Here is a 23462-nt window from a genome sequence, read left to right as displayed (position 1 = left end):
TCGTTTGGACATTTTTTCTTCTTTTTCCTTCGTTTGTCTAGTATAATGAATGACGGAATGAGAATAGGTGGGGGTTCTATATGATTCAGACGTTTTTTAAAATCTTTTATTTAATTTTAATTGTAATTGGTATTACACCGAGGTTATGGCGTATAAAGCGTAAAGCAAATACGATGTCGCCACAAGAAAAAGATCGCCTCGTGTATAAAACAACGAATTGGTTCGGTAAGAAAATGGTTCGTGTAGCTGGATCCACTGTACAAGTAAATGGACTTGAAAATGTACCGAAAGATAAACCAGTACTTGTTGTAAGTAATCATCAAAGTAATATGGATATTCCGGTTTTACTTGGTTACTTAAATAAACCAATTGGATTTGTTTCAAAAGCAGAAATTAAAAAATTTCCGCTTGTACCAACTTGGATGGAATTAATGAATTGTGTGTTTATGGATCGCAGCAATCGTCGTCAGTCTCTTCAAGCCATTAAAGACGGGATTGAACTTTTAAAGAATGGACATTCTATCGTAATTTTCCCAGAAGGAACGCGCAGTAAGGGCGGTGAAATGGGAGAATTTAAAGCAGGTAGTTTTCATCTTGCTATAAAAGCTGGTGTCGCAATTTTGCCTGTAACATTAGAGGGAACGTATAAGATGTTTGAAGAGAATGGAAATCGCATGAAGCCTGCGCAGGCAACAGTTACCATTTCAAAACCAATTACACCTGAGCAATACGCAAGTATGGATGTAAAAGAATTAACGCAGTATACGCAAGATATTATTGCAGCTCAATTACATAAGTAATAAAAAAAAGTCTCAGCCTTGAAAAGCTGAGACTTTTTTTATGCAACAGGTAATACATAAAACAATACGCAGAAAAACATCATTGCACTACCACCTAATACAAAAAGGTGCCAAATTGCATGGTTGAAGGGCAATTTTTCCCAAAGAAAGAAGATGGCCCCTACTGAATATAAAATCCCGCCAGTTAACAATAGTGAAAATCCGTGCCCAGTTAAATTTTCATAAAGCGGTTTAATCGCGACAATAATGAGCCAGCCCATAATGATGTAGCACAGTGTTGACATTTTAATAAAACGACGCACAAAGAAGATTTTAAAAATAATGCCACCGATTGCCAATGTCCAAATAATTGCAAGTAATGTCCAACCAAGTGGTCCGCGCAATGTAATGAGTAAAAATGGTGTATATGTGCCGGCAATCAATAAATAGATAGCGGAGTGATCTAAAATCGTAAACAGTTTTTCTACTTTTGGATGGTGAATGCTATGTAGCAATGTCGAAAATAAATATAGTAGAAACATGCTTACACCGTAAACAGTAAATCCAACAATGGCAGAAGCTGTACCGTGTTTTGTAGCATGAATAATTAATATAACAAGGGCAGGGATACTTAAAATAGCACCGATGCCATGAGTAATCGCATTGGCAATTTCTTCTTTCACAAACATTGTCATTCGTGTCATTTTTTGTGTCATGATTTAATTCCTTTCACGTTTGATGAAATATGTTGTAATTTCTTTTACCATATCATATACGCAAGAAATAGAAAATGAAATTTGTTTAAGAGATTATATTTTCGAATTTTTTTGACAAAAGACGTTTGATGCGTTGACGTTTACAAACTTTTTTGACAAAATAAAATTAAGTGAGATTAAGGGGGAAGTCATATGCCAAATATTGGGGTTCCAGGTTTGATATTAATTTTAGTACTCGCTTTAATTATTTTTGGTCCAAAAAAGTTACCTGAAATTGGACGAGCATTTGGAGAAACATTAAAAGAGTTTAAAAAGTCTGCGAAAGGTTTGCATGATGATACGGAGGAAAAGAAATAAAGTTTACTAGGTTATTTTGTTTCTATGGTATACAGTGAGTGGGGAATGTGGTGATAAGAGTGGACAATCAAGAGATGAGTGTCATAGAGCATCTTGGGGAGTTAAGGAAGCGACTCATTATAACAGCGCTGACGTTTCTGATTTTTATTGTCATTGGCTTTTCGTTTACGAAAGAAATATATCATTTTATTGTAAAAGATTTAAATATGAAATTAACGGTTCTAGGTCCAAGTGATATTTTATGGATTTATTTTGTAATCGCAGCTGTCTTTTCAATTGTGTGTACAATACCAGTTGCAGCGCTACAGATTTGGCTATTTGTAAAACCAGCGTTACACGAACATGAGCGAAAAATGACAGTTTTGTATATACCGGCATTATTTTTATTGTTTATTGGAGGGCTTTGCTTCGGTTATTTTCTCATTTTACCATTTGTTTTAAAGTTTTTAATGAGTCTTGGTAATGATATGTTTCAGACAATGTTTACGACGGATAAATATTTTTCATTTGTGATGAATATGACTGTACCATTTGCTGTGATATTTGAGTTACCTGTCGTTACGATGTTTTTAACTAGTATTGGGGTTCTTAATCCGATTGCGCTGCAAAAAGTGAGAAGGTATGCGTATTTTATTTTGATTGTAATTGCTGTTTGTATTACACCACCAGACTTTATTTCTGATTTTTCAGTAGCTGTACCTCTTCTTGTAATTTATGAGTTAAGTATTACAGCGTCAAAGTTTGTATATAAGAGGAAAATAAAGCGAGAAACGAATACAGAATCAAAAAGTGCCTCATTATAAAGGCACTTTTTTTATTTATTTGTTATACTATACTTGTAAGCGTATACAATATAATAAGGAAAAAAATTATAGAATCTCCGAAATTTAGACAAACTTTTCAACATTGTAAGTTTATACTGAAGTTATAAATCCAATAAAAAAGAGGATTGATATCGTGATTATGAAAAGTTTTTATTTCACTCATTCAACAGGGAATTGTATCAAAATATTTGAAATTCCCGTCTTGCAAGCACAGCATCCGTTAGCATTTCTCATTCAGTCACGTCTTCAACTATTTATTGCTAAAATTCAAAAACAAAAACAACCGAGATTTTCATACTCTTTTCGTGAATATTTACAAAGTTGCTTAAAGTGGAATGATTATTCGAATGTGTATCAAACAAATTCACTTGAAAAAAATGCATAATCTAAAATAGAGACAGGGCAAATGTGCTCTGTCGTTTTCTTTTTGGGCATAAAAACCAAAGAATTTTGTCGAAAATCAGCTCAAACTGTTGAAAGCATTGTGAATGCTAGTATAATAACAAGGAGAGCGTATTGGAAAGGGAAGAAGTATAATATGCAAAAAATTAAAATTGTAACAGATTCAACGGCAGATTTATCATTAGATGTGATTGAGAAATATGATATTCATGTTATCCCATTATCTATTTCTGTGAATGGACAAACATACTTAGATAGAGTAAATCTACAACCCGATGAATTTATTGAAGAAATGGCAAAATCAGAAGAATTACCAAAGACATCACAACCTGCTCTGGGATCATTTGTAGAGATGTATGACAAGCTAGGAGAAGATGGTAGTCAGGTACTTTCTATTCATATGACAAGTGGAATGAGTGGTACAGTTGCAACGGCAAATAGTGCTGCATCAATGACGGAAACAAAAGTTACGGTTGTTGACTCGCAATTTATTAGTCATGCTTTAGCGTATCAAGTAATTGAAGCTGCAAAAATGGCACAAGAAGAACGCTCGTTAGAAGATATTTTAAATCGTCTTGATGAAGTAAGAAAAAATACTCGTTTGTATGTAGTTGTGGATACGTTAGAAAATCTAGTAAAAGGTGGACGTATTGGAAAAGGAAAAGCATTTATTGGTTCTTTATTAAATATTAAACCGATTGCTAACCTTGAGGGTGGTGTATATAACCCTGTAACAAAAGTGCGTAGCCAAGGACAAATTGTAAAAACATTAGTAAAATTATTTGAGGAAAATACAGCTGGAAAAGTGGTAAAAGCAGTAGGGATTCCACATGCAAAAGCAATTCCATTAGCAGAAAGCGTAAAAGCGGCTGTTGAAAAAGTTAGCGGATTCGCACAATCAGAAATTTTTTATACAACTCCAGTTATAAGTACTCACACAGGACCAGGAGCAATTGGTTTTATGTATTTAGCAGAGTAAAAAAAAGCTACTTGANNTCAAGTAGCTTTTTTTTACTAATATAGAAAATGTGAGATGAGAAGAGTAATAAAGGCGCTTCCGCTAATGATATAGCGTGTTTGTAAGTATTTCCCCATGAAAACACCCTTCGTGCTTTTTCTCTATATAATGTATTTTTCAAAAAAATGTTACACATTAAGATGTTCTAACGCTTGTTTATGCTCGTTTTTCTTATTGCTAGATGGGATCGAAATATACGTCTGACCAAGAAACAATACATGAAGTTGTTCCCAAGGTAACATACGTAAGTTCCAGTTATTACGAAGTCGCGTAATCGCCTCTCTAGGCGTCTCATCAGCGAGTGCAAACGTACCGTAATGCATTGGGATGAAATGCGTTGCTTTTACATCCAAAAAGGCTTGCACTGCCTCCTCTGGGGAAACATGAGATACTTTCATAAAGTGGAGTAAGTACCCAGCGCCTTTTCACATTTCTGTGATAGGTTTCCATGCACTCCTCCCCGAACCGTACGTACACCTCTCGATGTATACGGCTCTCCATTTATCAATCTAGCTTTCCGTTGTGCAGGTCTAGATGGCAAGTTCGGCAGAGTGCCATGGTTTTGCGTTTTCTTTCAATCATCCGCTTTTCCCATCTTTTTTTGCCATTTAGGTCTTTTAGCTTTTTTATGTGATGGATTTCTAAGGGGACATTTTTTGCCTTGCACCATTCACATTCTTTAGCTAATAATCTGTCAATAAGACTCGTTCGATTAAATATCATATTGTGTTCCGTAGGAATATTGTCGATTTCGTTTCTTGTAGATGGTACATCTTGTTTTTTGAAACCATCTTTGTAAAGAAAGGAGATTCTTGTACCGTCTTTCGTTTTATACCTGACTCCAAAGTGTCCATTTATTTTGTACTTGCTTAAAATCCTTTTGACACTTGATTTGTACTTATTGCCGAAAGTTTTATACATGCTGTATTCCATTATGTGTTTAAAACTATCTAATTTATGGACATTATTAGCTAATCTATAGTAGTTATATAGTCCTCGAATTTCAGCATTGTACGTCATCAATATTTCAAGGTCATCATTATGAATTAGGTGTGCACGATGTGTTGAAGACCATGCGTTGGTTTCAGAGTCTATTTTTAATGCTTTGTATTCAATAAGTTTGTTTCTCCAAGCTTCATGGGGCATCAGTAGTTCACAGGTCATAGTCCTAGTTCTTTGTTTGTGTCCACTTGCTGTATGTTTCCGTGTGATATTATCATGACTGATTTTTATGTCGTAGCCAAGGAATCTAGCTCTATTACTCGAGTGTGTTATCAGCGTTTTTTCTTGGGACAATTCTATTTTTAATTCTTTTTCTAGGAAATTTGTTAGTTCCTTTTTGATTGTTTGACAATCCTGTTTGCTACCGATGATTCCAATTAGAAAGTCGTCCGCATATCTTGTGTATTGCATTCTTTTGTAGTTATCATCCATAGGGTCGTTATGGGTTATTTCCATCATATGTTCCTTGAGAGATTTTACATGTTTTATAGCTTTCAATTTTTCTTCCTTATTCATTTTATCCCATTTTTCTCTGTAATCCTTTCTGGCTCTGTACAGTCTTGATTCCCTAGTTCTATATTCCTTCAGTCGTTTACGAGCCTTTCCCTTATCGAACTTTTCTTTGTAATTTTTCATGAATACATCCAGTTCATTAAGGTAGATGTTAGAGAGTATAGGGCTGATAATTCCTCCTTGTGGAGTACCACTATAAGTTTTGTGATAAGTCCATTTTTCAAGGTATCCAGCTCTTAGGAATTTCCAAATAAGGTTAATGAAAGCTTCATCCTCAATCTTTCTTTTTAGAATGTTAATAAGTATGTGATGGTCTATGTTGTCGAAGAAACTTTTAATGTCACCTTCTATGAACCATTTTACACCTTCGAATCGATTTCTCACCTGTTTGAGTGCAGTGTGGCAACTCTTTTTAGGGCGGAAACCATGTGAATTCTCGGAGAATGTTTTTTCATAGATGGCTTCTAATAACATTCTGATAACTTCTTGTAAAAGCTTATCCTCAAAGGAGGGGATACCTAATGGACGCTGTTTCCCATTCTTTTTTGGTATATAGACCCTTCTAGATGGTTTGGGTTGATAGCTAAAATCTTTTAAACTTTCAATTAGCTTGTCGATACGCTCTAGACTCATGCCATCGATGGTTTGACCATCTACACCTTCTGTCATATTGCCTTCCTTAGAATATATCTTGGAGTAGGCTAAAAGATAGAATTCCATGTTGTATAGGTTTCTGTACAGTCTATGATATTTATAATAAGAACGATTAGCCTGCTTCACTAGATTGTCTAACACTATTTTCGGACTTCTCATAGAGCCTCACGCTCCTTTCCAATTTGATGTTAGACTTGATAAACTGTTTCCCTTCGCCATGTAACAAGCTTTCCTTGTCTCGGACTACTACGGAAACTCCGTTACCTTATCGGATATTCAGACACAAAATTGTCATAGCTTCGATGAGCTTTCCGACTTAGGTAATCACCATTTAGTACGTGTAAGAACCTGCGTGTTGTAATGTCGGATGCGACGTTCGCCCTTTACCTCTTATTGAGGATGGTCAGTCTTAGACCACTACTTGAATAACGAATGGTTGATTATTCAAGTTTATAAGAATAAATATGCAAATAATTTATTCTCTTTGACTGTATATCGTTTATAGCTATCTTCCGATATAGGTGAGACCTTAACCCCCTTGGACTGTCGTTCAGGCAGTATAGCTTTCATCCTTGTTTACAACTTTTCATCTTGCCATTCAGTCGTACCGCGATAACTCGGTAACTTATGGCTTTACCAACATGCTACACTCCCCGATTAGTTTCCCTTTCGGATAAGTTGGTTGATGACAAGCTAGTGTGGCCTTACTTGCTCCCTTGCAAAGGGGAGATTTCTTACACGACCTTATGGTCGCACCCATTCTGGTTCATATGCACCAATGGGAATTAAGGCAACGTCAATTGAAAATTTGCTACCGATTTCTTTAAATCCTCGGAAATAGCCACTATCACCACAAAAATAAATTGTTTCATCTGTTGTTCCGTTATCGATAACCCATCCACCCCAGTGGGAAGTATTCATATCAAACAATGATCTTCTCGTCCAGTGCTGCGCTGGTACGAAGTGAAAGTCTACATCATCAATTTTTGTAGATTCCCACCAGTTATATTCTTCTACTCGCATAAATTTTTTTCTTGTAAATAATCTTTTTAATCCAGTAGGTACTAAGTAGAGAACGTCTGAATTTAATTGACGAAGTGTAGCAAAATCCAAATGATCATAATGACCGTGTGAAATAAGGACAATATCAATCTTAGGTAATTCTGGTAATGTAAGACCAGGATTCGTTAGTCTTGGAACAAGCTTTATTTTTTTTGACCACACTGGATCCGTTAAAATGTTGAGCCCATTCGTTTGTATAAGAAATGTTGAGTGACCTATCCATGTAATTGTTGTTTTTTCAGTATTTGTTCGTAAAAATTGAGCATGCTTGACAGGTGATTGTTCTACGAGATAAGAAAAATCTTTTTTGTTTTGTTTTCGCTCTTTACGCCAACGTAAAAACGAACGAATCGTTTTTTTTGTACTAATAGTATCCATGTTTTCATAGCGCTTTACCATGAACATCACCTCATTTGAAATCTTTGTAGTTGTATTGTACCGAAATGTTGTTAAGGAAAAAAGTAAGAAAAATTGATTAATGATTAAAAGATTGTAAAAAGTAGTGCGGTCATCTTTACAAAAGTAAAAAAAGTAGGAATTTCATCTTAGGAATTGTTATGTAAAGAGAGGAGAAGGAGATAATATTAGTAAACAATGAAAGTATTGTCTAGTAATTGACTCGAAAATAGGAAGTAACATACTAAAATTCGTACAATTTCGTGAACAAATCGGATAAACAATTTTCTCATAGTGTTTACTTTTGTTATGATGAACATAACATACATAAATCAAAGAGAGAGAAAAGAGGTTTGAAAATGAAGCGTTATCAAAAGCTGATTGGTCTCATAGTTGTTTTTTGCTTATTTATACTTGCAGGATGCGGCTCAGGATCGAAACTCCGTAAACCATTAAATTGGGATTTAGAAACTTTTGAATACATAAATCAAGATGGTAAAAAGTTTGGAACAAAGGATTTAAAAGGAAAAGTATGGGTAGCTGATTTTATGTTCACAAATTGTCAAACGGTTTGTCCTCCTATGACTGCGAATATGGCAAAGTTGCAGAAGATGGCGAAAGAGCGAAAATTAGATGTTCAATTCGTTTCGTTTAGTGTAGATCCTGAACTTGATAAGCCAGAGAATTTGAAAGCATTTATACAAAAATTCACAGAGGATACAAGTAATTGGAACTTGTTAACTGGTTACTCATTGGAAGATATCACGAAATTTTCAAAGGATAATTTCCAATCACTTGTAGATAAACCAGAGAATGGGCAAGTTATCCATGGAACATCTTTTTACTTAGTCGATCAAGAAGGCAAGGTAATGAAAAAGTATAACGGAATTAGCAAGACACCATATGAAGACATTTTACGTGATATGGAGCGACTCTTGAAATAAAAGAAGGATGCTGAGCATCCTTCTTTTTGTATATGGAAAATATATATAATGATTAATCTATGGATAAAATATCGTGCTGTTGCGGAAGTTTTGGGGCGCGGATTTCTAAAATGCCATTTTGATAAGATGCTTTTGCGCTTTTTTTCTTAATTAAATAAGGAAGTTTAATCATACGTGAAGCTCCTGACATGGACCGCTCACGACGATAGTAATTATGTGAAACTTCATCTGTTGTTTCTTCCATGATGTCTTCTGTAACAGAAATTTTTAAGTATTCACTTTGGATTTCTATTTGAATTTGTTCCTTTTGAACACCAGGAAGTTCTGCTTTTATAACCAATTCATCGCCAGTTTCATATAGGTCAACAGGAAATGTTAATAAACGGTTTCCTTTTTGAAAAAAGTGATTCATATCTGCAATGACATCGCGTAGTGGTGTTTGTTCAAAAAAGTCGTCAATTTGTTTTAAGTAACTACGAATTGGTGGACGAGACGAAGAATCTTTTTTTTCATCACTCATGTTTTTTGCCTCCTAGAAATCAATTTGCAATATCATATGACAAATGTGTGCAAATGTGAGTGCCTATTTTTCATGTTTGTTTAAAAAAATTGGGTAAAATGTGAAATGGAGTGATTTTTTTATAGTTTTTGTCGCCATATTCAGTTGATTATGCTAGTATAAATAGGGTTGATATAGTAGTATAGAAACAGAATGAAAACTGAAAGAGGGTAAGAAGTATGTGTGGTTTTGTAGGATGTTTATGTGAAAACCCTAGAGAGTTTTCAGAAACAGAAAAACATCAATTTGAAAATATGAACACGATTATTTTCCACCGTGGTCCAGATGACGAGGGATATTTTCGTGATGAGCATGTACAATTTGGCTTCCGCCGTTTAAGTATCATTGACTTAGAGGCAGGACACCAGCCACTAACTTATGAAAATGATCGATATGTAATTATTTTTAATGGTGAAATTTACAACTATGTAGAATTACGTGAAATGTTACTTGAAAAAGGTGCAACATTTGCAACGCAATCTGATACAGAAGTTATCATTGCACTCTATGCACATATGAAAGAGAAATGTGTAGATTACTTACGTGGTATGTTCGCATTTATGATTTGGGATCGTGAAGAAAAGAAACTTTTCGGTGCACGTGATCACTTCGGTATTAAGCCGTTATATATCGCGCAGCAAGGTGATACAACATTCTTCGCATCTGAGAAGAAAAGTATTATGCACGTTATGCAAGATAAAGGGGTAAACCCAACTTCTCTGCAACATTACTTTACGTATCAATATGGTCCAGAACCAGAAACATTAACAACTGATGTTAATAAAATTGAACCTGGTCATTATTTCGTAAAAGAAATCGGTAAAGAGATGGAAATTCATCGCTATTGGAAACCGTATTTCAATGCTTCAAGTGCAACGAAAGAGGAGCACATTCAAGCGATTCGTGATGTGTTATATGATTCTGTAAAAGTTCATATGCGTAGTGATGTGCCAGTAGGTTCATTCTTATCTGGTGGTATCGATTCATCTATCATCGCTTCTATTGCTAGAGAGATGAATCCAAATCTTTTAACATTCTCTGTTGGTTTCGAGCGCCGCGGCTTCAGTGAAGTTGACGTTGCGAAAGAAACGGCAGAAAAGCTAGGTGTTACAAACCATAGTGTCTTCATTACAGCGAAAGAATTCATGAACGAATTCCCAAAAATCATTTGGCATATGGATGATCCTTTAGCTGATCCAGCGGCTGTACCGTTGTACTTCGTAGCTAAAGAAGCTCGTAAGCATGTAACAGTAGTTCTTTCTGGTGAAGGTGCAGACGAGCTGTTTGGTGGCTATAACATTTATCGTGAGCCGAATTCTTTAAAAATGTTCTCATATATCCCTACTCCAGGGAAAAGCGTCTTAAAAGCATTAAGTGGTGCCCTAAAAGAAGGATTTAAAGGGAAAAGCTTCTTAGAGCGTGGATGTACGCCAATTGAAGAACGTTACTACGGTAATGCAAAAATCTTCCGTGAAGAAGAAAAAGCTGAGTTAATGAAGTATTATAATGAAAGTGTTAACTACATGGATATCACAAAGCCATTGTATAATGAAATTAAAGATTATGACGATGTTAGCAAAATGCAATATATCGACATGTTTACATGGTTACGTGGGGACATTTTATTAAAAGCTGATAAAATGACGATGGCAAATTCATTAGAGCTTCGTGTACCGTTCTTAGATAAAGAAGTGTTTGACGTTGCGTCTAAAATTCCAACAGAATTAAAAATTGCAAATGGAACAACAAAAGCAATTTTACGTGAAGCGGTACGCGGAATCGTTCCAGATCACGTATTAGATCGTAAAAAGCTTGGCTTCCCAGTGCCGATTCGTCACTGGTTAAAAGATGAAATGCACGACTGGGCTGTTAATATTATTAAAGAAAGCAAAACAGAGCATTTAATCGATAAACAGTATGTATTAAACTTACTGGAGGCACACTGTGCGGATAAAGGTGATTATAGCCGTAAAATTTGGACAGTACTTGCATTTATGGTATGGCATCAAATTTATGTGGAACATAAATACGATACAAATGAATTTCATGAAGAAACAAAGCGTGCGTATAGCTTAGTATAAGTAAGAAAACCTTAAGATTGTATAACGATCTTAAGGTTTTTTTCATAAATATGTATGATGCTCGATACAATAAGAATAAGAGGGTGGACAAAATATGATTACGTTTGAAAAAGTGAATACAGAAACCAAAAAAGTCGTAGAAGAAATGTTTGCTTCACATGGTTTAAATAAGAAAGAAGTGCAATATTGTATAAAAGTTGATGATACATATATTGGTGTAATAGATTATATTGTACAAGGTGAGCATGCTATATTATCTAATTTAATTATTCATTTTGATTACCAAGGTTACGGATATGGAACAAATACTTATTTTACATTGGAAGAAATGATGAAGCATAGAAATATAAAGGATATTCAGGTGTTGCAAGGAGATGTAACGGAACAAGCTAAACCTTTTATAGAGGGACTCGGCTTTATATTGAACGGTGAAATGTATATAAAAAGCTTCTAGAAGGAAAGAAGATAGCTAAGGGGAGAAATGAATATAAGGCAGGTGGATGTATGACGATGACGTCTGGTTTTTTACTAATAGGGTGTTGTTTTATAGTAGCCGAACTATGCCAAATTTTCATTCGGAAAATGATGCGTAAAAAGCGTAAACCGTATGAATGGCAATACATTCCGGTATTTTGTATTCTGTTTTTTACTTTGTCTGTATTACAAAATATGACTCACTTTCCGCCGATGTTAAACATCTTTTTGAAATTTGGCTTAATATATAGTGGTAGTGGAATGATGATTCTATTTGGTTTATTTTGTATACGCCGTGTTCATTATCAGTCATACATATTCATTTTAAATTGGCTCAATAGAGACGACGGAAACCGCCTTACATAAGGGGGGTTTTTGTTTGGAACGAAATGTTTACGTTGTACATAATATAAAATAGGACGAGCATAAATATAAGTTCTATTAAATATAGAAAGGAAAGGATGTATGAAGTTAGTTATAGATGCAGGTCACGGCGGATACGATTCCGGTGCTGTTGGAAATGGTTTGGTTGAAAAAAATTTAACACTTCAAATTGCTAAACGTGTTCGGGATATATTGCTTGCAACTTATACAATTAATATTAAAATGACACGTGATAGTGATGTTTTTATCTCGTTATCAGAACGTGCAAATATTGCTAATTCTTTCGGAGCAGATTTTTTCATCTCATTTCATATTAACAGTGGTGGTGGAACAGGTTTTGAAAGTTATATTTATAATGGATTATCAGATAGTAGTTCTGCAGCAGCTAAACAGAAAAAGATGCATGCGGCAGTTAATCCTGTTTTAACAAAATACGGTTTGCGCGATCGTGGTGCGAAAAAGGCCAATTATGCAGTACTAAGGGAAACAGCTATGGATTCCTTATTAACAGAAACGGCTTTTATTGATACAACATTTGATGCAAATCTATTAAAAAATCCGCAGTTTATAGAAGATTTATGTCAAGCATATGCGAGAGGAATTGCCGAAATTTTAGGATTAACGGCAAATCCCAATCCATCAAATCCCAATCCATCAAATCCACCCCCTCAAAAGCTAGGTGTAGCCTATATTCGAGGAAAGAACGTGAATTTAAGAAGAGGCCCCTCAACATCATCCTCAGTGATTCGGCAGTTGAATTCTCCAGAGTCTTACGTAGTGTATCAAGAAAATAACGGTTGGCTCGATTTAGGTGCAGGCCAATGGATATATAATGATCCATCGTATATTGATTATGTGAAATACGGGAATAGTGATGGCAGTCCAATTGGAGTGGCGAATATTCGCGGGAAAAATGTGAATTTGAGAAGAGGCCCGTCAACATCATCTTCAGTAATGCGGCAGTTGAATTCTCCAGAGTCTTATTTAGTATACGCATATCAAAATGGTTGGCTGAACCTTGGAGGAAATCAATGGATATATAATGATCCATCTTATATTGATTACAATCAATATTAAAATCTAAAAGATTATCAATAGAATCGAATAATGCCCTGCCTTGAAATTCTTGTAAACAGAAGAATTTAGAGGAGGGTTTATTTGTGAGAAAATATATGATAGAAAAGTATTCTAAAATACATTATTGACAACGATTATTTAATAGATTAACCTTTAAAGTGTGAATGATAATCAATTTCATCTAGGAGGAAGTATGATTCGAACTAAAAATATTTTTATGCTCTGCATTGTAATGTTAATGGTTATGATTATGATTGCAGGGTGCAGCAAAGAAGAGAAAAAAGAAATGAATACAGCAGCAAAAGGGAAAGATTCGTATGTAATTAAGCATGCGATGGGTGAAACAACGATTAAAGGAACTCCCAAAAGAGTCGTTGTCCTGACAAATGAAGGTGCTGAAGCTCTTTTATCAGTAGGAGTTACACCAGTTGGTTCCACAAAACCAAGAGCTGGTGATGAATGGTATCCGCATTTAGCAAAAGAATTGAAGGATACAAAGGTTGTGGGAACTGAGCGCGATGTTAATTTAGAGGCGATTATGAAACTAAAACCTGATTTAATTATTGGGAATAAAATGCGTCATGAAAAGGTATATGAACAACTAAAAGAAATCGCACCAACCGTTTATGCTGAAACACTACGTGGAGATTGGAAAGAAAACTTCACATTATACACAAAAGCAGTAAATAAAGAAAAAGAAGGCAATACAGCCTTGGATGATTATAAGAAGCGTATTGAAGGGTTAAAAGAGAAACTAGGAGATAAAGTAGATTCTAAAGTTTCTATTATTCGTTTCGTTCCAGGCGACGTTCGTATTTATCAAAAAAATTCATTTTCTGGTGTTGTTTTAAATGATATCGGATTTAAGCGACCACCACTTCAGGATAAGGATGATTTTGCAATAAAAGGTGTTACAAAAGAGCAAATTCCGGATATGGATGGAGACTATTTATTCTATTTCACATCTGATAAAGATACTGATAAAACGAATGAAGGAAATACAATAGCAAAAGAATGGACAGAAGACCCACTCTTTAAGCAGCTACAAGCTTCAAAAAATGAGAAAGTATTTGAAGTAGATGAAGTCATCTGGAATACAGCGGGTGGTATTAAAGCTGCAAATCTTATGTTGGATGACATTGAAAAATACTTTCTGAAATAAGTAAAGTAGAGTAAAAAACACATCGCTATGTAAAGGGATGTGTTTTTTATAGTTTTAAATAACAGAAAATTCTTTCTGTTAAACGAGATGAAGTTGTAAAATGAAATTAATAAAAGGGAAAGGAGTGGGGAAATAGTGAAAGGTGCTCATAAAGATTGGATTTTGTTTAATGGAAGAATTGTAAATACGAAGGAAGAACAGCCAATGGTTGCATTGGAAGAGAGAGGTCTACAATTTGGGGATGGGATATATGAAGTATTTCGTTTATATAACGGGAAACCTCACCTATTAGATTTACATTTAGAAAGATTTTTTAAATCTATGAAGGAGATTCAGCTTGTCCCACCTTTTACAAAAGAAGAATTAATGGAGCAACTTCAGCAATTAATAGAAAAAAACCAATTTCAAGAAGATGGGAATGTGTATATTCAAATTTCAAGAGGTATGCAGCCTCGAAATCATGTGTATGAATCAAATTTAGTGCCAACTTATTTCGCAAATATTGTTTCATTTCCGAGACCGATATCTGTAATGGAAAAGGGAATAAAAGTAACAGTGGCAGAAGATATTCGCTGGAAGTTTTGTCATATCAAATCTTTAAATCTTCTTCCTAATATTATGATTAAAAATAAAATTAATGAAGAGGGGTATCAAGAAGCGATATTGGTTCGGGATGGGATTGTAACAGAAGGCTGTCATTCAAATTTCTTTATTATAAAAAATAACAAATTAATCACGCACCCGGCAAATCATTTTATTTTACATGGAATTACTCGTCATCATGTCATTTCGCTGGCAAAAGCTCTGCATATTGAAGTAGAAGAACGAGAGTTTTCATTACAAGAAGTATATGAAGCAGAGGAGTGCTTTTTTACAGCAACACCTCTTGAAATCTTCCCTGTTATCCAAATAGGAGATGAGCGATTTGGTAAGGGGGAAAGAGGCATAATTACGAAGAAGCTACAAGCTGCTTATGAAGAGAGTATCGCACCGTTAAAGGTAACAAACTGAATGTATAAGTAGCAAAAGCACTAGCATTGTTTGATTATAGAAAGTTCATTTCCAATCTGAATTTTTTACGTTTGTTGAAGCGTATTGCTGTATCAAAAAGCTGGATAAAGAGAAGCTGGTATTCCTCCAGCTTTTTTTCGTGATATAATCAAGCGGAGGATGATTCTGACAAAGTTATAAAAGGGGATTGTATATGAACTATGAAGCATTTAAAGAAGTGATTCACGGAAGACGAAGTGTTCGAAAGTTTACAGAGCAAGAAGTATCAGTTCGTGATATAGAAGAAATTATTGATTGTGCTCGTTACGCACCAAGTGATACAAACTCACAAACTTGGGAGTTTATTGTCATCATGAATCGAGATAAAATTAAAGAGATTGAACAAATGACATGGGATGCTTTACATAAATTGGCTGCACAAGCAGCGGAAAAAGGTGAAGAAAAAGCAGGTAAATTACTTACGCGTTCGTTTGGTCCATATGCAACTGCTTTCTCTGATGCACCTGTTTTAATCGTATGTTTAGCTACACCTTATGAGTCGAAATTTCGTGAAAAAATATTTGATCCAATCAACTTTGTTCCAGATGCGGTATGGGAAGAAGAGGGGATTAAGAGTAGTTGTTTAGCTGCACAAAATTTAATGTTAGCAGCACATGCAAGAGGACTTGGGACTTGTCCGATGACAGGGCCTGTGTTATTAGCACAAAACGAATTGCGACAATATTTACAAATTGAGCCTGAGAAGCAAATTAATATGGTAATTTCACTCGGTTATCCGAAAGACCAGCCGAAAAAACTTGCCCGAAAAGAAGTTGAAGCTATTACAAAATTTATTTATTAGGGTTTTATGTGAAAAATTAGAAAAAGATATTGGTGCGCCCAATGTCTTTTTCTAATTTTTCTAGAAGGGAATATTTTTTGTTAATAATGGGCTAAAATGGAGAATAAGAAAGAATTTCTAATTGTTTCTTGAAAAAAATTAATGATGTTAAAAAAGAAAATGTGGTACAGTAATGGTGAACAGAATGTTTGTTCACGGAAGTTTAATAAACTGAACTTAGAACAGATAGTTATTTCTGTATAATGAATAAAGAATAAATTTACAGGGGGGATGAATTTTGAAGAAATTCATAATCGCTGGATTGTCTGCTTTGTTATTGGTTGGGTGTGGTGTTTCAAATGAAAAAAATGAGGTGCAGTCTGTAAAAGAAGAACAGGTTGTAAATGCAAGTGATGAGATTGTAATTCCTTTCCCAGACGGTGTAACTCCAATTGGTGAAGGAACGGTCAAGGTGATCACACCAGATGGTACTTCTGAAGATGGAAATATACCAACGGTATTTATAAAGAAGGATACCCTAATTCAGCAAGTTGAATTAGAGCTTACTAATTTTCAAAATGATAAAGAAACATTTGTATTTGTAGATAATATATTTGAAGATAAACATCATGTTACAAGCAAGACGCAGACAACCGTCGAATTAAAACAAAAAACGTTAGAGATGGGGCAACACACAGTAACTGCAGTTCAATTTGAAAATAATGACCCAACAGGAAAAGTCATTAATTTTGTACAAGCTCAATTTGAAAATAAACCAGCACTTTAACATAGACCGACAGGTTATATGTAACAAAAAAGCACATTACTGAAAAAGTAATGTGCTTTTTTGTGCTGTATATTTTTATGAAATAACCGAATTGATTGTCAGGTGAAAGGATAATGACAATATATATACCTATAGTATAAATACCTTGTAGGAATTTTGTGTGAAAATGTCGAACGTAGTATACTGCGTCGTAAAAACACGTTTTCTATTGTTTAACGTGAAACGAGTAAGGAGGAAAAGATGTAATGAAACGAGCTCTTATCAATATTGATTATACATATGATTTCGTGGCCGAAGATGGTGCTTTAACATGTGGGAAGCCAGGGCAAATGATTGAAAAGCCTCTTGTAGAGATTACCAAGCAGTTTATTGAAAATGGAGATTATGTTGTATTTGCCATTGATAAGCATGAGGAAAATGATTCCTATCATCCAGAGACACAACTATTTCCACCGCATAATTTAGCGGGTACAAAAGGAAGAAATTTATATGGAGAATTGCAAAATTTGTATAAAAAATATCACAACAATGAGAATGTATACTATATGGACAAAACACGTTATAGTGCTTTTGCTGGAACGGATTTAGAAATGAAACTAAGAGAAAGGGGTATACAAGAAGTTCACCTTGTTGGCGTATGTACGGATATTTGCGTTCTTCATACAGCGGTGGATGCTTATAATAAAGGGTTTCACATCGTTGTACACGAAAAAGCAGTGGCTTCTTTTAATGAACAAGGACATGAGTTTGCCTTAGGACACTTCAAGTCTTGTTTGCACGCAGAAGTACAGTAAGTGTAGATAAGAATAAGAGCTATGTTTGTTATCAGCTGGCTAAATATAAGAATAGACCTTTCATTTTGAAGGTCTATTCTTACGTAAGTACATATGTTTTATATGGACACAATTTGTTGTTGAATGATTTTTTTAATGAAAGGACTAAGATTTTCTGGTAATTGATTTAGATTGAAAAATTTTACTTCTAAAGATTCAATGCCATCAGCTTGTAAAATGCCGCCATTTATTTCTTTACACATATAAGCGATTGTGATGGGATAAAATTCATCACCATTCGGTAATTTTACAAAAAATTCTTTTCCAGAAAAAACACCTACTAAATCGAGTTTTCCAATTTCAATACCTGTTTCTTCGAGAACTTCACGCCTTCCTGCTTCTTCTGTTGATTCACCTAATTCAATAAATCCACCAGGAACACCCCACACACCACTTTTTCTCTTCTGAAGTAAAATTTGTCCTTGCTCATTTAAAACAGCAACAGCAACGCCTGCTAGATTAAGTGGTCGTGAACCCGCAATTTCGCGTAAGTCTTCAATATAGCCCATATTATTGTCCTCCAATAATAGATTGTAAATTTCAAATTATGTATTCGAGATGGCCCTACTGTATTCCTTTATATTTGGATTGTTAAAAAGTTAAAGAGGTAATGGTTCTCCAAAATTAAAAAATTTCACATACCATAATGTAATTTGTAGTTTTTAGAAATTTCTTAATGTTATAATGGTAATTGGTGATGAATATGGACTATGATGAAAAGCAAATGCGGCGGTTAGAGGCGTTAAAAGAAATTGCAGAGTTGTTAAATGAGGCAACGGATTTACAGGAAATGTTAGAGAAAGTATTGCATACTTTATTGCAAGTTATGAATTTACAAACGGGTTGGATCTTTTTTATTGATGAAAAAGGAACACATCGTATGCTTGTTGATAGGAATTTGCCACCAGCACTCACATGGCAGGAAAAGAAACCAATGTGTGAAGGAGATTGTTGGTGTGTAAATCGATTTGTAAATGGACGTTTAGAAAAGGCGACAAATATTATTGAGTGTAAACGAATTGAAGATGCGATTGAATATAATTGGGGCGAGACAGAGGAAATTACACATCATGCGACGATTCCTCTTCGTGCTGGGGCAGAGAAGTTTGGCTTATTAAATGTTGCTTCACCTCATAAAACACATTTTACAGAGGAAGAGTTGGCATTATTAGAAGCAATTGCATTCCAAATCGGAACAACAATACAAAGGATTCGGCTAGTTGAGAAAGAGCGTAAATATGTGGTTATAGCAGAGCGGAATCGACTCGCACGTGATTTACATGATTCTGTGAAACAATTGCTATTTTCCATTATGTTAACGGCTAGAGGGACTCTTGATATGACAAAGGACAAAGAATTGCAAGAGATGCTTAGTTACATAGGGGAACTATCGCAAGAAGCGTTAGAAGAAATGACATTATTAATTTGGCAATTACGGCCAGAAGGATTAGAAAAAGGGCTTGCAGAAGCCGTGCAAAATTATGGGAAGCTATTAGGTATTCAAGTAGCAATTCGAATTGATGGGGTTATTTCAATTGGTGATGAAATAGAAGAAGTGCTATGGCGTGTGAGCCAGGAAGCATTACATAATTGTAAAAAGCATGCTTCATGTGAGATGGTATCTGTTAGCTTGAAAACAGAAAATAGTAAGTTGAAATTTCAAATTGAAGATAATGGCATTGGGTTTGTTAGAGAAACAGTACGAGATTCGGCATTTGGTTTAAAAAGTATGAAAGAACGAATTGAACTGATGAAAGGAACATTGCGAATCAAAACGAAGCCGGGGCAGGGAACGAAGATTGAGATTCAATTACCTGTTTGAAAGGGAGAATAGCATTGAAAATTAAACTATTACTTGTAGAAGATCATCATATTGTTCGGAGGGGACTCGTATTCTTTCTAAAAACGAAAGAGGAATTTGAAATTATAGGGGAAGCGGAGAATGGGGAAGAGGCGTTAGCATTTGTCCAAAAAGAAAGACCAGATGTAGTATTGATGGATGTATCAATGCCAAAAATGGATGGAATTGAAGCAACAAAAAGATTGAAGCAACAAGACGCTACAATTAAAATTCTTATGCTAAGTAGCTTCTCAGAGCAAGATTATGTTCTTCCAGCACTGGAAGCTGGGGCGGATGGTTATCAACTAAAAGAAGTACAACCAGACCAACTTGTTGCTTCTATTATTGCTGTATATCAAGGTAATGCAAATTTTCATCCAAAAGTAACACCTGCTTTGTTAGGAATACTGTCGGTGAAAGAGGAAAAGCAAGATAGTTTTTCTATGCTGACAAAAAGGGAGAAAGAAGTACTTCGTGAAATTACAAAAGGAAGAAGTAACAAGGAAATAGCAGCAGAGCTCCATATTACAGAGCAGACAGTTAAAACACATGTGTCAAATGTACTTGCTAAATTAGAAGTGGATGATCGTACACAAGCTGCCCTGTATGCGGTGAAAAATGGTGTGGTATAGAAAAAATATATGACAATACCGAATAAAGGTTTTTCTTCTTTCAATTATTAGGTACAATAAAGTGAAACTGGTGGATTAGGAACTCATACGAAAGTATGAGTTCTTTTTATGTTTCTCATACTATTTTCTCAAGGCTTTTCCCTCTTTTTACTGTTATTTGTATGGAATTTTCTGATAGTATAGAGATAGAACCTAAAATAAAGGAGAGAAAAACATGAAATTAGTCGTAATTAACGGAACACCACGTAAATTTGGTAGAACACGTGTCGTTGCAAAATATATTGCAGAGCAATTTGAAGGAGAGTTATATGATTTAGCGGCAGAAGCGTTGCCTTTATACAATGGTGAAGAATCACAACGTGAATTAGAAGCAGTAACGAAGTTAAAAACACTAGTGAAAGAAGCTGATGGCGTTATCCTGTGCACACCAGAGTATCATAATGCGATGAGTGGCGCACTTAAGAACGCATTAGATTTCTTAAGCAGCAGTGAATTTGTCCATAAACCAGTCGCTTTATTGGCAGTTGCGGGCGGTGGAAAAGGTGGTATAAACGCGCTTAATAGCATGCGCACAGTCGCACGAGGCGTATATGCAAATGCAATTCCAAAACAAGTTGTATTAGATGGTTTATATGTGCAAGATGGTGAGCTTAGTGAGGATGCAAAACCATTAATTCATGATCTTTTTAAAGAATTAAAAGCATATATGGGTGTGTATAAAGAAGTGAAGAAGCAATTAGGGGTTGAGTGATAAGCGGCTACTTTGTTAGGAACCTTAAGATGAACTTTTAGGAGTTAATGGTCAATTATCCATTGGCTCTTAGATAATATGAAAACGATACCATTAAAACTGGTTGCAGATTCATAAGTAGTGATTGAAAACAAGGTGGGAATGAGGATGATTACACATTTTTCACTCGGGACGTCGAGTCTTGAGTTCATTCAAATGGTCCAGAAACATCTAAGACAAAGCGATGTACCATTTTATTTTCATAATAATGAAATATCGTTTGCTCAAGAAGGGTATTCTTTTTCTATACAACATACTCCACATTTTAAAGCTGATATTCCTAAAAAGTTGAAAATACCACTTTTTATTTAAGTGGTATTTTTTGAGTTGTTATTATTGATATGATTTTAGATAGTTGGAAAATCATAACATATATTTATAAGGGAGTAATCTAAAAACAGGTATTTTGACATGAGTCAAAAATACCTGTTGCTTCATCAACGATCTGGATACATTTCTTGTAAAAAACTGATAGATTGTTTAATTAGTGCTTTTAAAACAGTAATATCAATGTCTGCTACTTTATTAACGTATATACATGCCTTTCCAGATGTGTGTTTTCCAAAGTCTTTTAATAGTTCTTCTCGCTCAGGATCGCCAGTTGCGAAATATAGGCTAATTTTAGCTTTTCGGGGTGAAAAGCCTACTAATGGAGCATCCCCTTCATGACCAGATGCATATTTATAATGGTATGTACCAAATCCAATTATACTTGGGCCCCACATCTTTGCTGAAAAACCTGTTGTCTCAGTAAAGATATCTAATAACTGATATGCGTCTTCTCGTTTTTTTAGGCTATCAACACTTTCAATAAACTCGATTACACTATTGTTGGTTTCAGTTGTTTTGAGTTTATACATAAGAGAATCGCCCCCTTTTTAGATATAAGTTTTATTACATATTTTATTATAATACATACAGGATCCCATGTATTCTTAAAAGAAATAGAAGCTTTTGAATAAAAGTTTATTTTCTATTTTTACCAAAAAAAATAACACAAAATTATTTCATTTCATCTAACTTATCTTTTTTTCTAAGTAAATTTGCTTTTGTTACACCTCTAGAGATAATAAATAAAAATAAGTTAACTAAAACTAAAATGACATCTATACAAATGACCCAAGAATCATTTTTTATAAAAGAATTGGTTATAACCAATAGTAATAAGCTAATTCCTGAGATTAAACGTACTGTATTTTGTTCTATTTTTAACATAAAATCATCTCCTTTTCACCATAGTATAATATTTTAAATTTTATTTATATATATTATAAATAGATACACTAAATGTAACCTTTTATCCTAAATGAATGGGCAGAAATATATGCCTTTCAAGATGTAAGGGGCAATAAGGAAGTTAGGGATTTTACAGCCAGTGGGAGAGCTACACGCTGATTAAAGTTTCATATTATTTTGATACCACATGCGTTGGAAATAAGGAGAAACTTCCAATAAATCCATTGTATGACGAGAGAGAAAATACAAAATCTATAAGGGAACCATATAAAAAGAGGATGTGAAACAACATGGGAAAAACGAAAGCGTTAGGATCAGCGAAACATAAAGGAAATCAAACTCAGTGCCATACATCTTCTAAAAAAGGGCGTAATGCTCAAAACGCAGGACAACGCAGTCACTAAAAAATACTTCTGCCTCCCTTTCTTTTTCTATATAATATAAAGAAAGGGAGTGTAAGCTTATATATGAACAAATGGATTCTACTTGTTATCTTATTATTTCCACCATTATGCATGATGTATATGACATATCGAATGAAAAAAGTTGCTTATGAGAAAGTAAGTGATCACGCTCCATATGTATTAATTTTAGGTGCAAAATTATTTGGAGATAAACCTTCTTTATCTCTTCAAAATCGGTTAGATGTAGCCTTAATGTATGTAAACTCTCATCCAGAAGCAAAAGTAATTGTTTCCGGGGGACAAGGTGAAGATGAGGATATCCCTGAAGCCCACAGCATGCGAAATTATTTAATACAACACGGAATTGAAGAGGGGCGCATTTTTATTGAGGATCGTTCGACAAGTACTTATGAAAATTTAAAGTTTAGCATGGATTTATATCATGTAAAGCATGCGGTAGTTGTAAGTAATACATATCATCTATATCGAACAAAAATTATTGCTAAGCGTTTAGGAATGCAAATGGAATCACTCGCAGCACCGACGCCAAGGCGCTCAAAGAAGAAGGCATATATACGTGAATATGCAGCCATTATTAAAACAACATTATTCGACCATTAGAGCTCAAATAAGAGCTCTTTTTTTGTGCAAACAAGCGTATCATTTGAAATGGAGACAGGTTTCCATCAGAATGGAAGAAACAAC

General features: G+C 34.7%; 26 protein-coding genes and 2 pseudogenes. 20 read left to right on the top strand and 8 right to left on the bottom strand.

The annotated features are described in order from the left end of the window. Positions 1–80: 80 nt before the first annotated feature. Positions 81–800, top strand: a complete 720-nt coding sequence (locus tag CN373_RS08080) for a lysophospholipid acyltransferase family protein (RefSeq protein ID WP_098359046.1) — start codon at positions 81–83, stop codon at positions 798–800. Between the two features lie 38 nt (positions 801–838). On the opposite strand, the gene trhA is transcribed toward CN373_RS08080, so the two are convergent. Further along, a complete protein-coding gene (trhA, locus tag CN373_RS08075; RefSeq protein ID WP_000192312.1) occupies positions 839–1495 on the bottom strand; it encodes a PAQR family membrane homeostasis protein TrhA in 657 nt (218 codons plus the stop codon). Between the two features lie 192 nt (positions 1496–1687). On the opposite strand from trhA, the gene tatA reads away from it, so the two are divergent. The 4 genes from tatA (at position 1688) to CN373_RS08055 (ending at position 4057) form a co-directional block, all read left to right on the top strand. Further along, positions 1688–1852: a twin-arginine translocase TatA/TatE family subunit gene (gene tatA / locus CN373_RS08070; RefSeq protein ID WP_001132888.1), complete on the top strand. Its 165-nt coding sequence runs from the start codon at positions 1688–1690 to the stop codon at positions 1850–1852. Positions 1853–1926: 74 nt separating this feature from the next. After that, positions 1927–2655: a twin-arginine translocase subunit TatC gene (gene tatC / locus CN373_RS08065; RefSeq protein ID WP_098359069.1), complete on the top strand. Its 729-nt coding sequence runs from the start codon at positions 1927–1929 to the stop codon at positions 2653–2655. A 154-nt stretch (positions 2656–2809) separates the two neighbouring features. Then, complete coding sequence (locus CN373_RS08060; protein WP_000605583.1) at positions 2810–3061, top strand: DUF2535 family protein; 252 nt, start codon at positions 2810–2812, stop codon at positions 3059–3061. Positions 3062–3214: 153 nt separating this feature from the next. Further along, positions 3215–4057, top strand: coding sequence for a DegV family protein (locus CN373_RS08055; RefSeq protein ID WP_001169467.1), 843 nt, complete (start codon positions 3215–3217; stop codon positions 4055–4057). 167 nt (positions 4058–4224) lie between these two features. Here the strand turns inward: CN373_RS08055 and CN373_RS08050 are convergent. The 3 genes and pseudogenes from CN373_RS08050 to CN373_RS08035 all read right to left on the bottom strand — a co-directional run. Next, positions 4225–4497, bottom strand: a pseudogene (locus tag CN373_RS08050) (MBL fold metallo-hydrolase); the annotation flags it as partial. Between the two features lie 103 nt (positions 4498–4600). Then, on the bottom strand, positions 4601–6424 hold the full coding sequence (locus CN373_RS08040; protein ID WP_001257374.1) for a reverse transcriptase/maturase family protein: 1824 nt from the start codon (positions 6422–6424) through the stop codon (positions 4601–4603). A gap of 597 nt (positions 6425–7021) precedes the next feature. Beyond that, positions 7022–7726, bottom strand: a pseudogene (locus CN373_RS08035) (MBL fold metallo-hydrolase); the annotation flags it as partial. A gap of 356 nt (positions 7727–8082) precedes the next feature. On the opposite strand from CN373_RS08035, the gene CN373_RS08030 reads away from it, so the two are divergent. Then, the gene (locus CN373_RS08030; protein ID WP_000833348.1) at positions 8083–8667 is read left to right on the top strand and encodes an SCO family protein; all 585 of its coding nucleotides are present in this window, start codon (positions 8083–8085) and stop codon (positions 8665–8667) included. Positions 8668–8719: 52 nt separating this feature from the next. Here CN373_RS08030 and CN373_RS08025 read toward each other — a convergent pair whose 3' ends face one another. Further along, positions 8720–9187 (bottom strand): Hsp20/alpha crystallin family protein, encoded by a 468-nt coding sequence (locus tag CN373_RS08025; RefSeq protein ID WP_001278767.1) that lies wholly within the window; start codon positions 9185–9187, stop codon positions 8720–8722. A 218-nt stretch (positions 9188–9405) separates the two neighbouring features. On the opposite strand from CN373_RS08025, the gene asnB reads away from it, so the two are divergent. The 9 genes from asnB to CN373_RS07980 all read left to right on the top strand — a co-directional run bounded on the left by asnB (position 9406) and on the right by CN373_RS07980 (position 17816). Beyond that, positions 9406–11307 (top strand): asparagine synthase (glutamine-hydrolyzing), encoded by a 1902-nt coding sequence (gene asnB, locus CN373_RS08020; RefSeq protein WP_000333811.1) that lies wholly within the window; start codon positions 9406–9408, stop codon positions 11305–11307. Positions 11308–11401: 94 nt separating this feature from the next. Beyond that, complete coding sequence (locus CN373_RS08015; protein WP_000627498.1) at positions 11402–11761, top strand: GNAT family N-acetyltransferase; 360 nt, start codon at positions 11402–11404, stop codon at positions 11759–11761. Between the two features lie 50 nt (positions 11762–11811). Beyond that, positions 11812–12147, top strand: a complete 336-nt coding sequence (locus CN373_RS08010) for a hypothetical protein (RefSeq protein ID WP_176538730.1) — start codon at positions 11812–11814, stop codon at positions 12145–12147. Positions 12148–12246: 99 nt separating this feature from the next. Beyond that, positions 12247–13242, top strand: coding sequence for an N-acetylmuramoyl-L-alanine amidase (locus CN373_RS08005; protein ID WP_098359045.1), 996 nt, complete (start codon positions 12247–12249; stop codon positions 13240–13242). A gap of 193 nt (positions 13243–13435) precedes the next feature. After that, a complete protein-coding gene (locus tag CN373_RS08000; protein WP_098359044.1) occupies positions 13436–14404 on the top strand; it encodes an ABC transporter substrate-binding protein in 969 nt (322 codons plus the stop codon). Between the two features lie 135 nt (positions 14405–14539). Beyond that, positions 14540–15415, top strand: coding sequence for a D-amino-acid transaminase (gene dat / locus CN373_RS07995; protein ID WP_000675384.1), 876 nt, complete (start codon positions 14540–14542; stop codon positions 15413–15415). A gap of 193 nt (positions 15416–15608) precedes the next feature. Next, positions 15609–16256 carry a nitroreductase family protein gene (locus CN373_RS07990; RefSeq protein WP_001105133.1) on the top strand — a complete coding sequence of 216 codons (648 nt, stop codon included), beginning with the start codon at positions 15609–15611 and terminating at the stop codon, positions 16254–16256. Between the two features lie 277 nt (positions 16257–16533). Next, the gene (locus CN373_RS07985) at positions 16534–17022 is read left to right on the top strand and encodes a hypothetical protein (protein WP_000713446.1); all 489 of its coding nucleotides are present in this window, start codon (positions 16534–16536) and stop codon (positions 17020–17022) included. 245 nt (positions 17023–17267) lie between these two features. Then, positions 17268–17816, top strand: coding sequence for a cysteine hydrolase family protein (locus tag CN373_RS07980; protein ID WP_000816752.1), 549 nt, complete (start codon positions 17268–17270; stop codon positions 17814–17816). A gap of 98 nt (positions 17817–17914) precedes the next feature. On the opposite strand, the gene CN373_RS07975 is transcribed toward CN373_RS07980, so the two are convergent. Continuing rightward, the gene (locus CN373_RS07975; protein ID WP_000540445.1) at positions 17915–18364 is read right to left on the bottom strand and encodes an NUDIX hydrolase; all 450 of its coding nucleotides are present in this window, start codon (positions 18362–18364) and stop codon (positions 17915–17917) included. Positions 18365–18558: 194 nt separating this feature from the next. On the opposite strand from CN373_RS07975, the gene CN373_RS07970 reads away from it, so the two are divergent. The 4 genes from CN373_RS07970 to CN373_RS07955 all read left to right on the top strand — a co-directional run bounded on the left by CN373_RS07970 (position 18559) and on the right by CN373_RS07955 (position 21429). Further along, positions 18559–19677 carry a GAF domain-containing sensor histidine kinase gene (locus CN373_RS07970; RefSeq protein WP_000384261.1) on the top strand — a complete coding sequence of 373 codons (1119 nt, stop codon included), beginning with the start codon at positions 18559–18561 and terminating at the stop codon, positions 19675–19677. Between the two features lie 14 nt (positions 19678–19691). Further along, a complete protein-coding gene (locus CN373_RS07965; RefSeq protein WP_000694620.1) occupies positions 19692–20327 on the top strand; it encodes a response regulator in 636 nt (211 codons plus the stop codon). A gap of 214 nt (positions 20328–20541) precedes the next feature. Further along, positions 20542–21078: an NADPH-dependent FMN reductase gene (locus CN373_RS07960; protein ID WP_000780364.1), complete on the top strand. Its 537-nt coding sequence runs from the start codon at positions 20542–20544 to the stop codon at positions 21076–21078. A gap of 147 nt (positions 21079–21225) precedes the next feature. After that, positions 21226–21429 (top strand): hypothetical protein, encoded by a 204-nt coding sequence (locus tag CN373_RS07955; protein ID WP_000627879.1) that lies wholly within the window; start codon positions 21226–21228, stop codon positions 21427–21429. Positions 21430–21554: 125 nt separating this feature from the next. Here CN373_RS07955 and CN373_RS07950 read toward each other — a convergent pair whose 3' ends face one another. Both CN373_RS07950 and CN373_RS07945 read right to left on the bottom strand, forming a co-directional pair. Then, the gene (locus tag CN373_RS07950; RefSeq protein ID WP_000277457.1) at positions 21555–21977 is read right to left on the bottom strand and encodes a DUF1801 domain-containing protein; all 423 of its coding nucleotides are present in this window, start codon (positions 21975–21977) and stop codon (positions 21555–21557) included. 142 nt (positions 21978–22119) lie between these two features. After that, complete coding sequence (locus CN373_RS07945; protein WP_000912319.1) at positions 22120–22332, bottom strand: hypothetical protein; 213 nt, start codon at positions 22330–22332, stop codon at positions 22120–22122. 488 nt (positions 22333–22820) lie between these two features. On the opposite strand from CN373_RS07945, the gene CN373_RS07940 reads away from it, so the two are divergent. Beyond that, entirely contained in the window at positions 22821–23378 is a 558-nt protein-coding gene (locus CN373_RS07940) for a YdcF family protein (protein ID WP_001045799.1), read from the top strand. Positions 23379–23462 lie beyond the last annotated feature (84 nt).

The organism is Bacillus cereus, assembly GCF_002561295.1.
GTDB classification, from domain to species: Bacteria; Bacillota; Bacilli; order Bacillales; family Bacillaceae_G; genus Bacillus_A; species Bacillus_A cereus_S.
The sequence above is the reverse complement of the archived record's forward strand: the minus strand, read 5'-3'. Positions and strand labels throughout refer to the sequence as shown.

What these genes read in the sequence shown, in the direction of transcription:
- CN373_RS07970 (WP_000384261.1), top strand. Translation starts at nt 18,559, where the DNA reads ATGGACTATGATGAAAAGCAAATGCGGCGGTTAGAGGCGTTAAAAGAA.
- CN373_RS07950 (WP_000277457.1), bottom strand. Translation starts at nt 21,977, where the DNA reads ATGTATAAACTCAAAACAACTGAAACCAACAATAGTGTAATCGAGTTT.
- CN373_RS08055 (WP_001169467.1), top strand. Translation starts at nt 3,215, where the DNA reads ATGCAAAAAATTAAAATTGTAACAGATTCAACGGCAGATTTATCATTA.
- CN373_RS07955 (WP_000627879.1), top strand. Translation starts at nt 21,226, where the DNA reads ATGATTACACATTTTTCACTCGGGACGTCGAGTCTTGAGTTCATTCAA.
- tatA (WP_001132888.1), top strand. Translation starts at nt 1,688, where the DNA reads ATGCCAAATATTGGGGTTCCAGGTTTGATATTAATTTTAGTACTCGCT.
- CN373_RS07975 (WP_000540445.1), bottom strand. Translation starts at nt 18,364, where the DNA reads ATGGGCTATATTGAAGACTTACGCGAAATTGCGGGTTCACGACCACTT.
- CN373_RS07940 (WP_001045799.1), top strand. Translation starts at nt 22,821, where the DNA reads ATGAACAAATGGATTCTACTTGTTATCTTATTATTTCCACCATTATGC.
- CN373_RS08005 (WP_098359045.1), top strand. Translation starts at nt 12,247, where the DNA reads ATGAAGTTAGTTATAGATGCAGGTCACGGCGGATACGATTCCGGTGCT.
- asnB (WP_000333811.1), top strand. Translation starts at nt 9,406, where the DNA reads ATGTGTGGTTTTGTAGGATGTTTATGTGAAAACCCTAGAGAGTTTTCA.
- trhA (WP_000192312.1), bottom strand. Translation starts at nt 1,495, where the DNA reads ATGACACAAAAAATGACACGAATGACAATGTTTGTGAAAGAAGAAATT.
- CN373_RS07990 (WP_001105133.1), top strand. Translation starts at nt 15,609, where the DNA reads ATGAACTATGAAGCATTTAAAGAAGTGATTCACGGAAGACGAAGTGTT.
- tatC (WP_098359069.1), top strand. Translation starts at nt 1,927, where the DNA reads ATGAGTGTCATAGAGCATCTTGGGGAGTTAAGGAAGCGACTCATTATA.
- CN373_RS08010 (WP_176538730.1), top strand. Translation starts at nt 11,812, where the DNA reads ATGACGATGACGTCTGGTTTTTTACTAATAGGGTGTTGTTTTATAGTA.
- CN373_RS08000 (WP_098359044.1), top strand. Translation starts at nt 13,436, where the DNA reads ATGATTCGAACTAAAAATATTTTTATGCTCTGCATTGTAATGTTAATG.
- CN373_RS07945 (WP_000912319.1), bottom strand. Translation starts at nt 22,332, where the DNA reads ATGTTAAAAATAGAACAAAATACAGTACGTTTAATCTCAGGAATTAGC.
- CN373_RS08015 (WP_000627498.1), top strand. Translation starts at nt 11,402, where the DNA reads ATGATTACGTTTGAAAAAGTGAATACAGAAACCAAAAAAGTCGTAGAA.
- CN373_RS08040 (WP_001257374.1), bottom strand. Translation starts at nt 6,424, where the DNA reads ATGAGAAGTCCGAAAATAGTGTTAGACAATCTAGTGAAGCAGGCTAAT.
- CN373_RS07960 (WP_000780364.1), top strand. Translation starts at nt 20,542, where the DNA reads ATGAAATTAGTCGTAATTAACGGAACACCACGTAAATTTGGTAGAACA.
- CN373_RS08080 (WP_098359046.1), top strand. Translation starts at nt 81, where the DNA reads ATGATTCAGACGTTTTTTAAAATCTTTTATTTAATTTTAATTGTAATT.
- CN373_RS08025 (WP_001278767.1), bottom strand. Translation starts at nt 9,187, where the DNA reads ATGAGTGATGAAAAAAAAGATTCTTCGTCTCGTCCACCAATTCGTAGT.
- CN373_RS08030 (WP_000833348.1), top strand. Translation starts at nt 8,083, where the DNA reads ATGAAGCGTTATCAAAAGCTGATTGGTCTCATAGTTGTTTTTTGCTTA.
- CN373_RS07980 (WP_000816752.1), top strand. Translation starts at nt 17,268, where the DNA reads ATGAAACGAGCTCTTATCAATATTGATTATACATATGATTTCGTGGCC.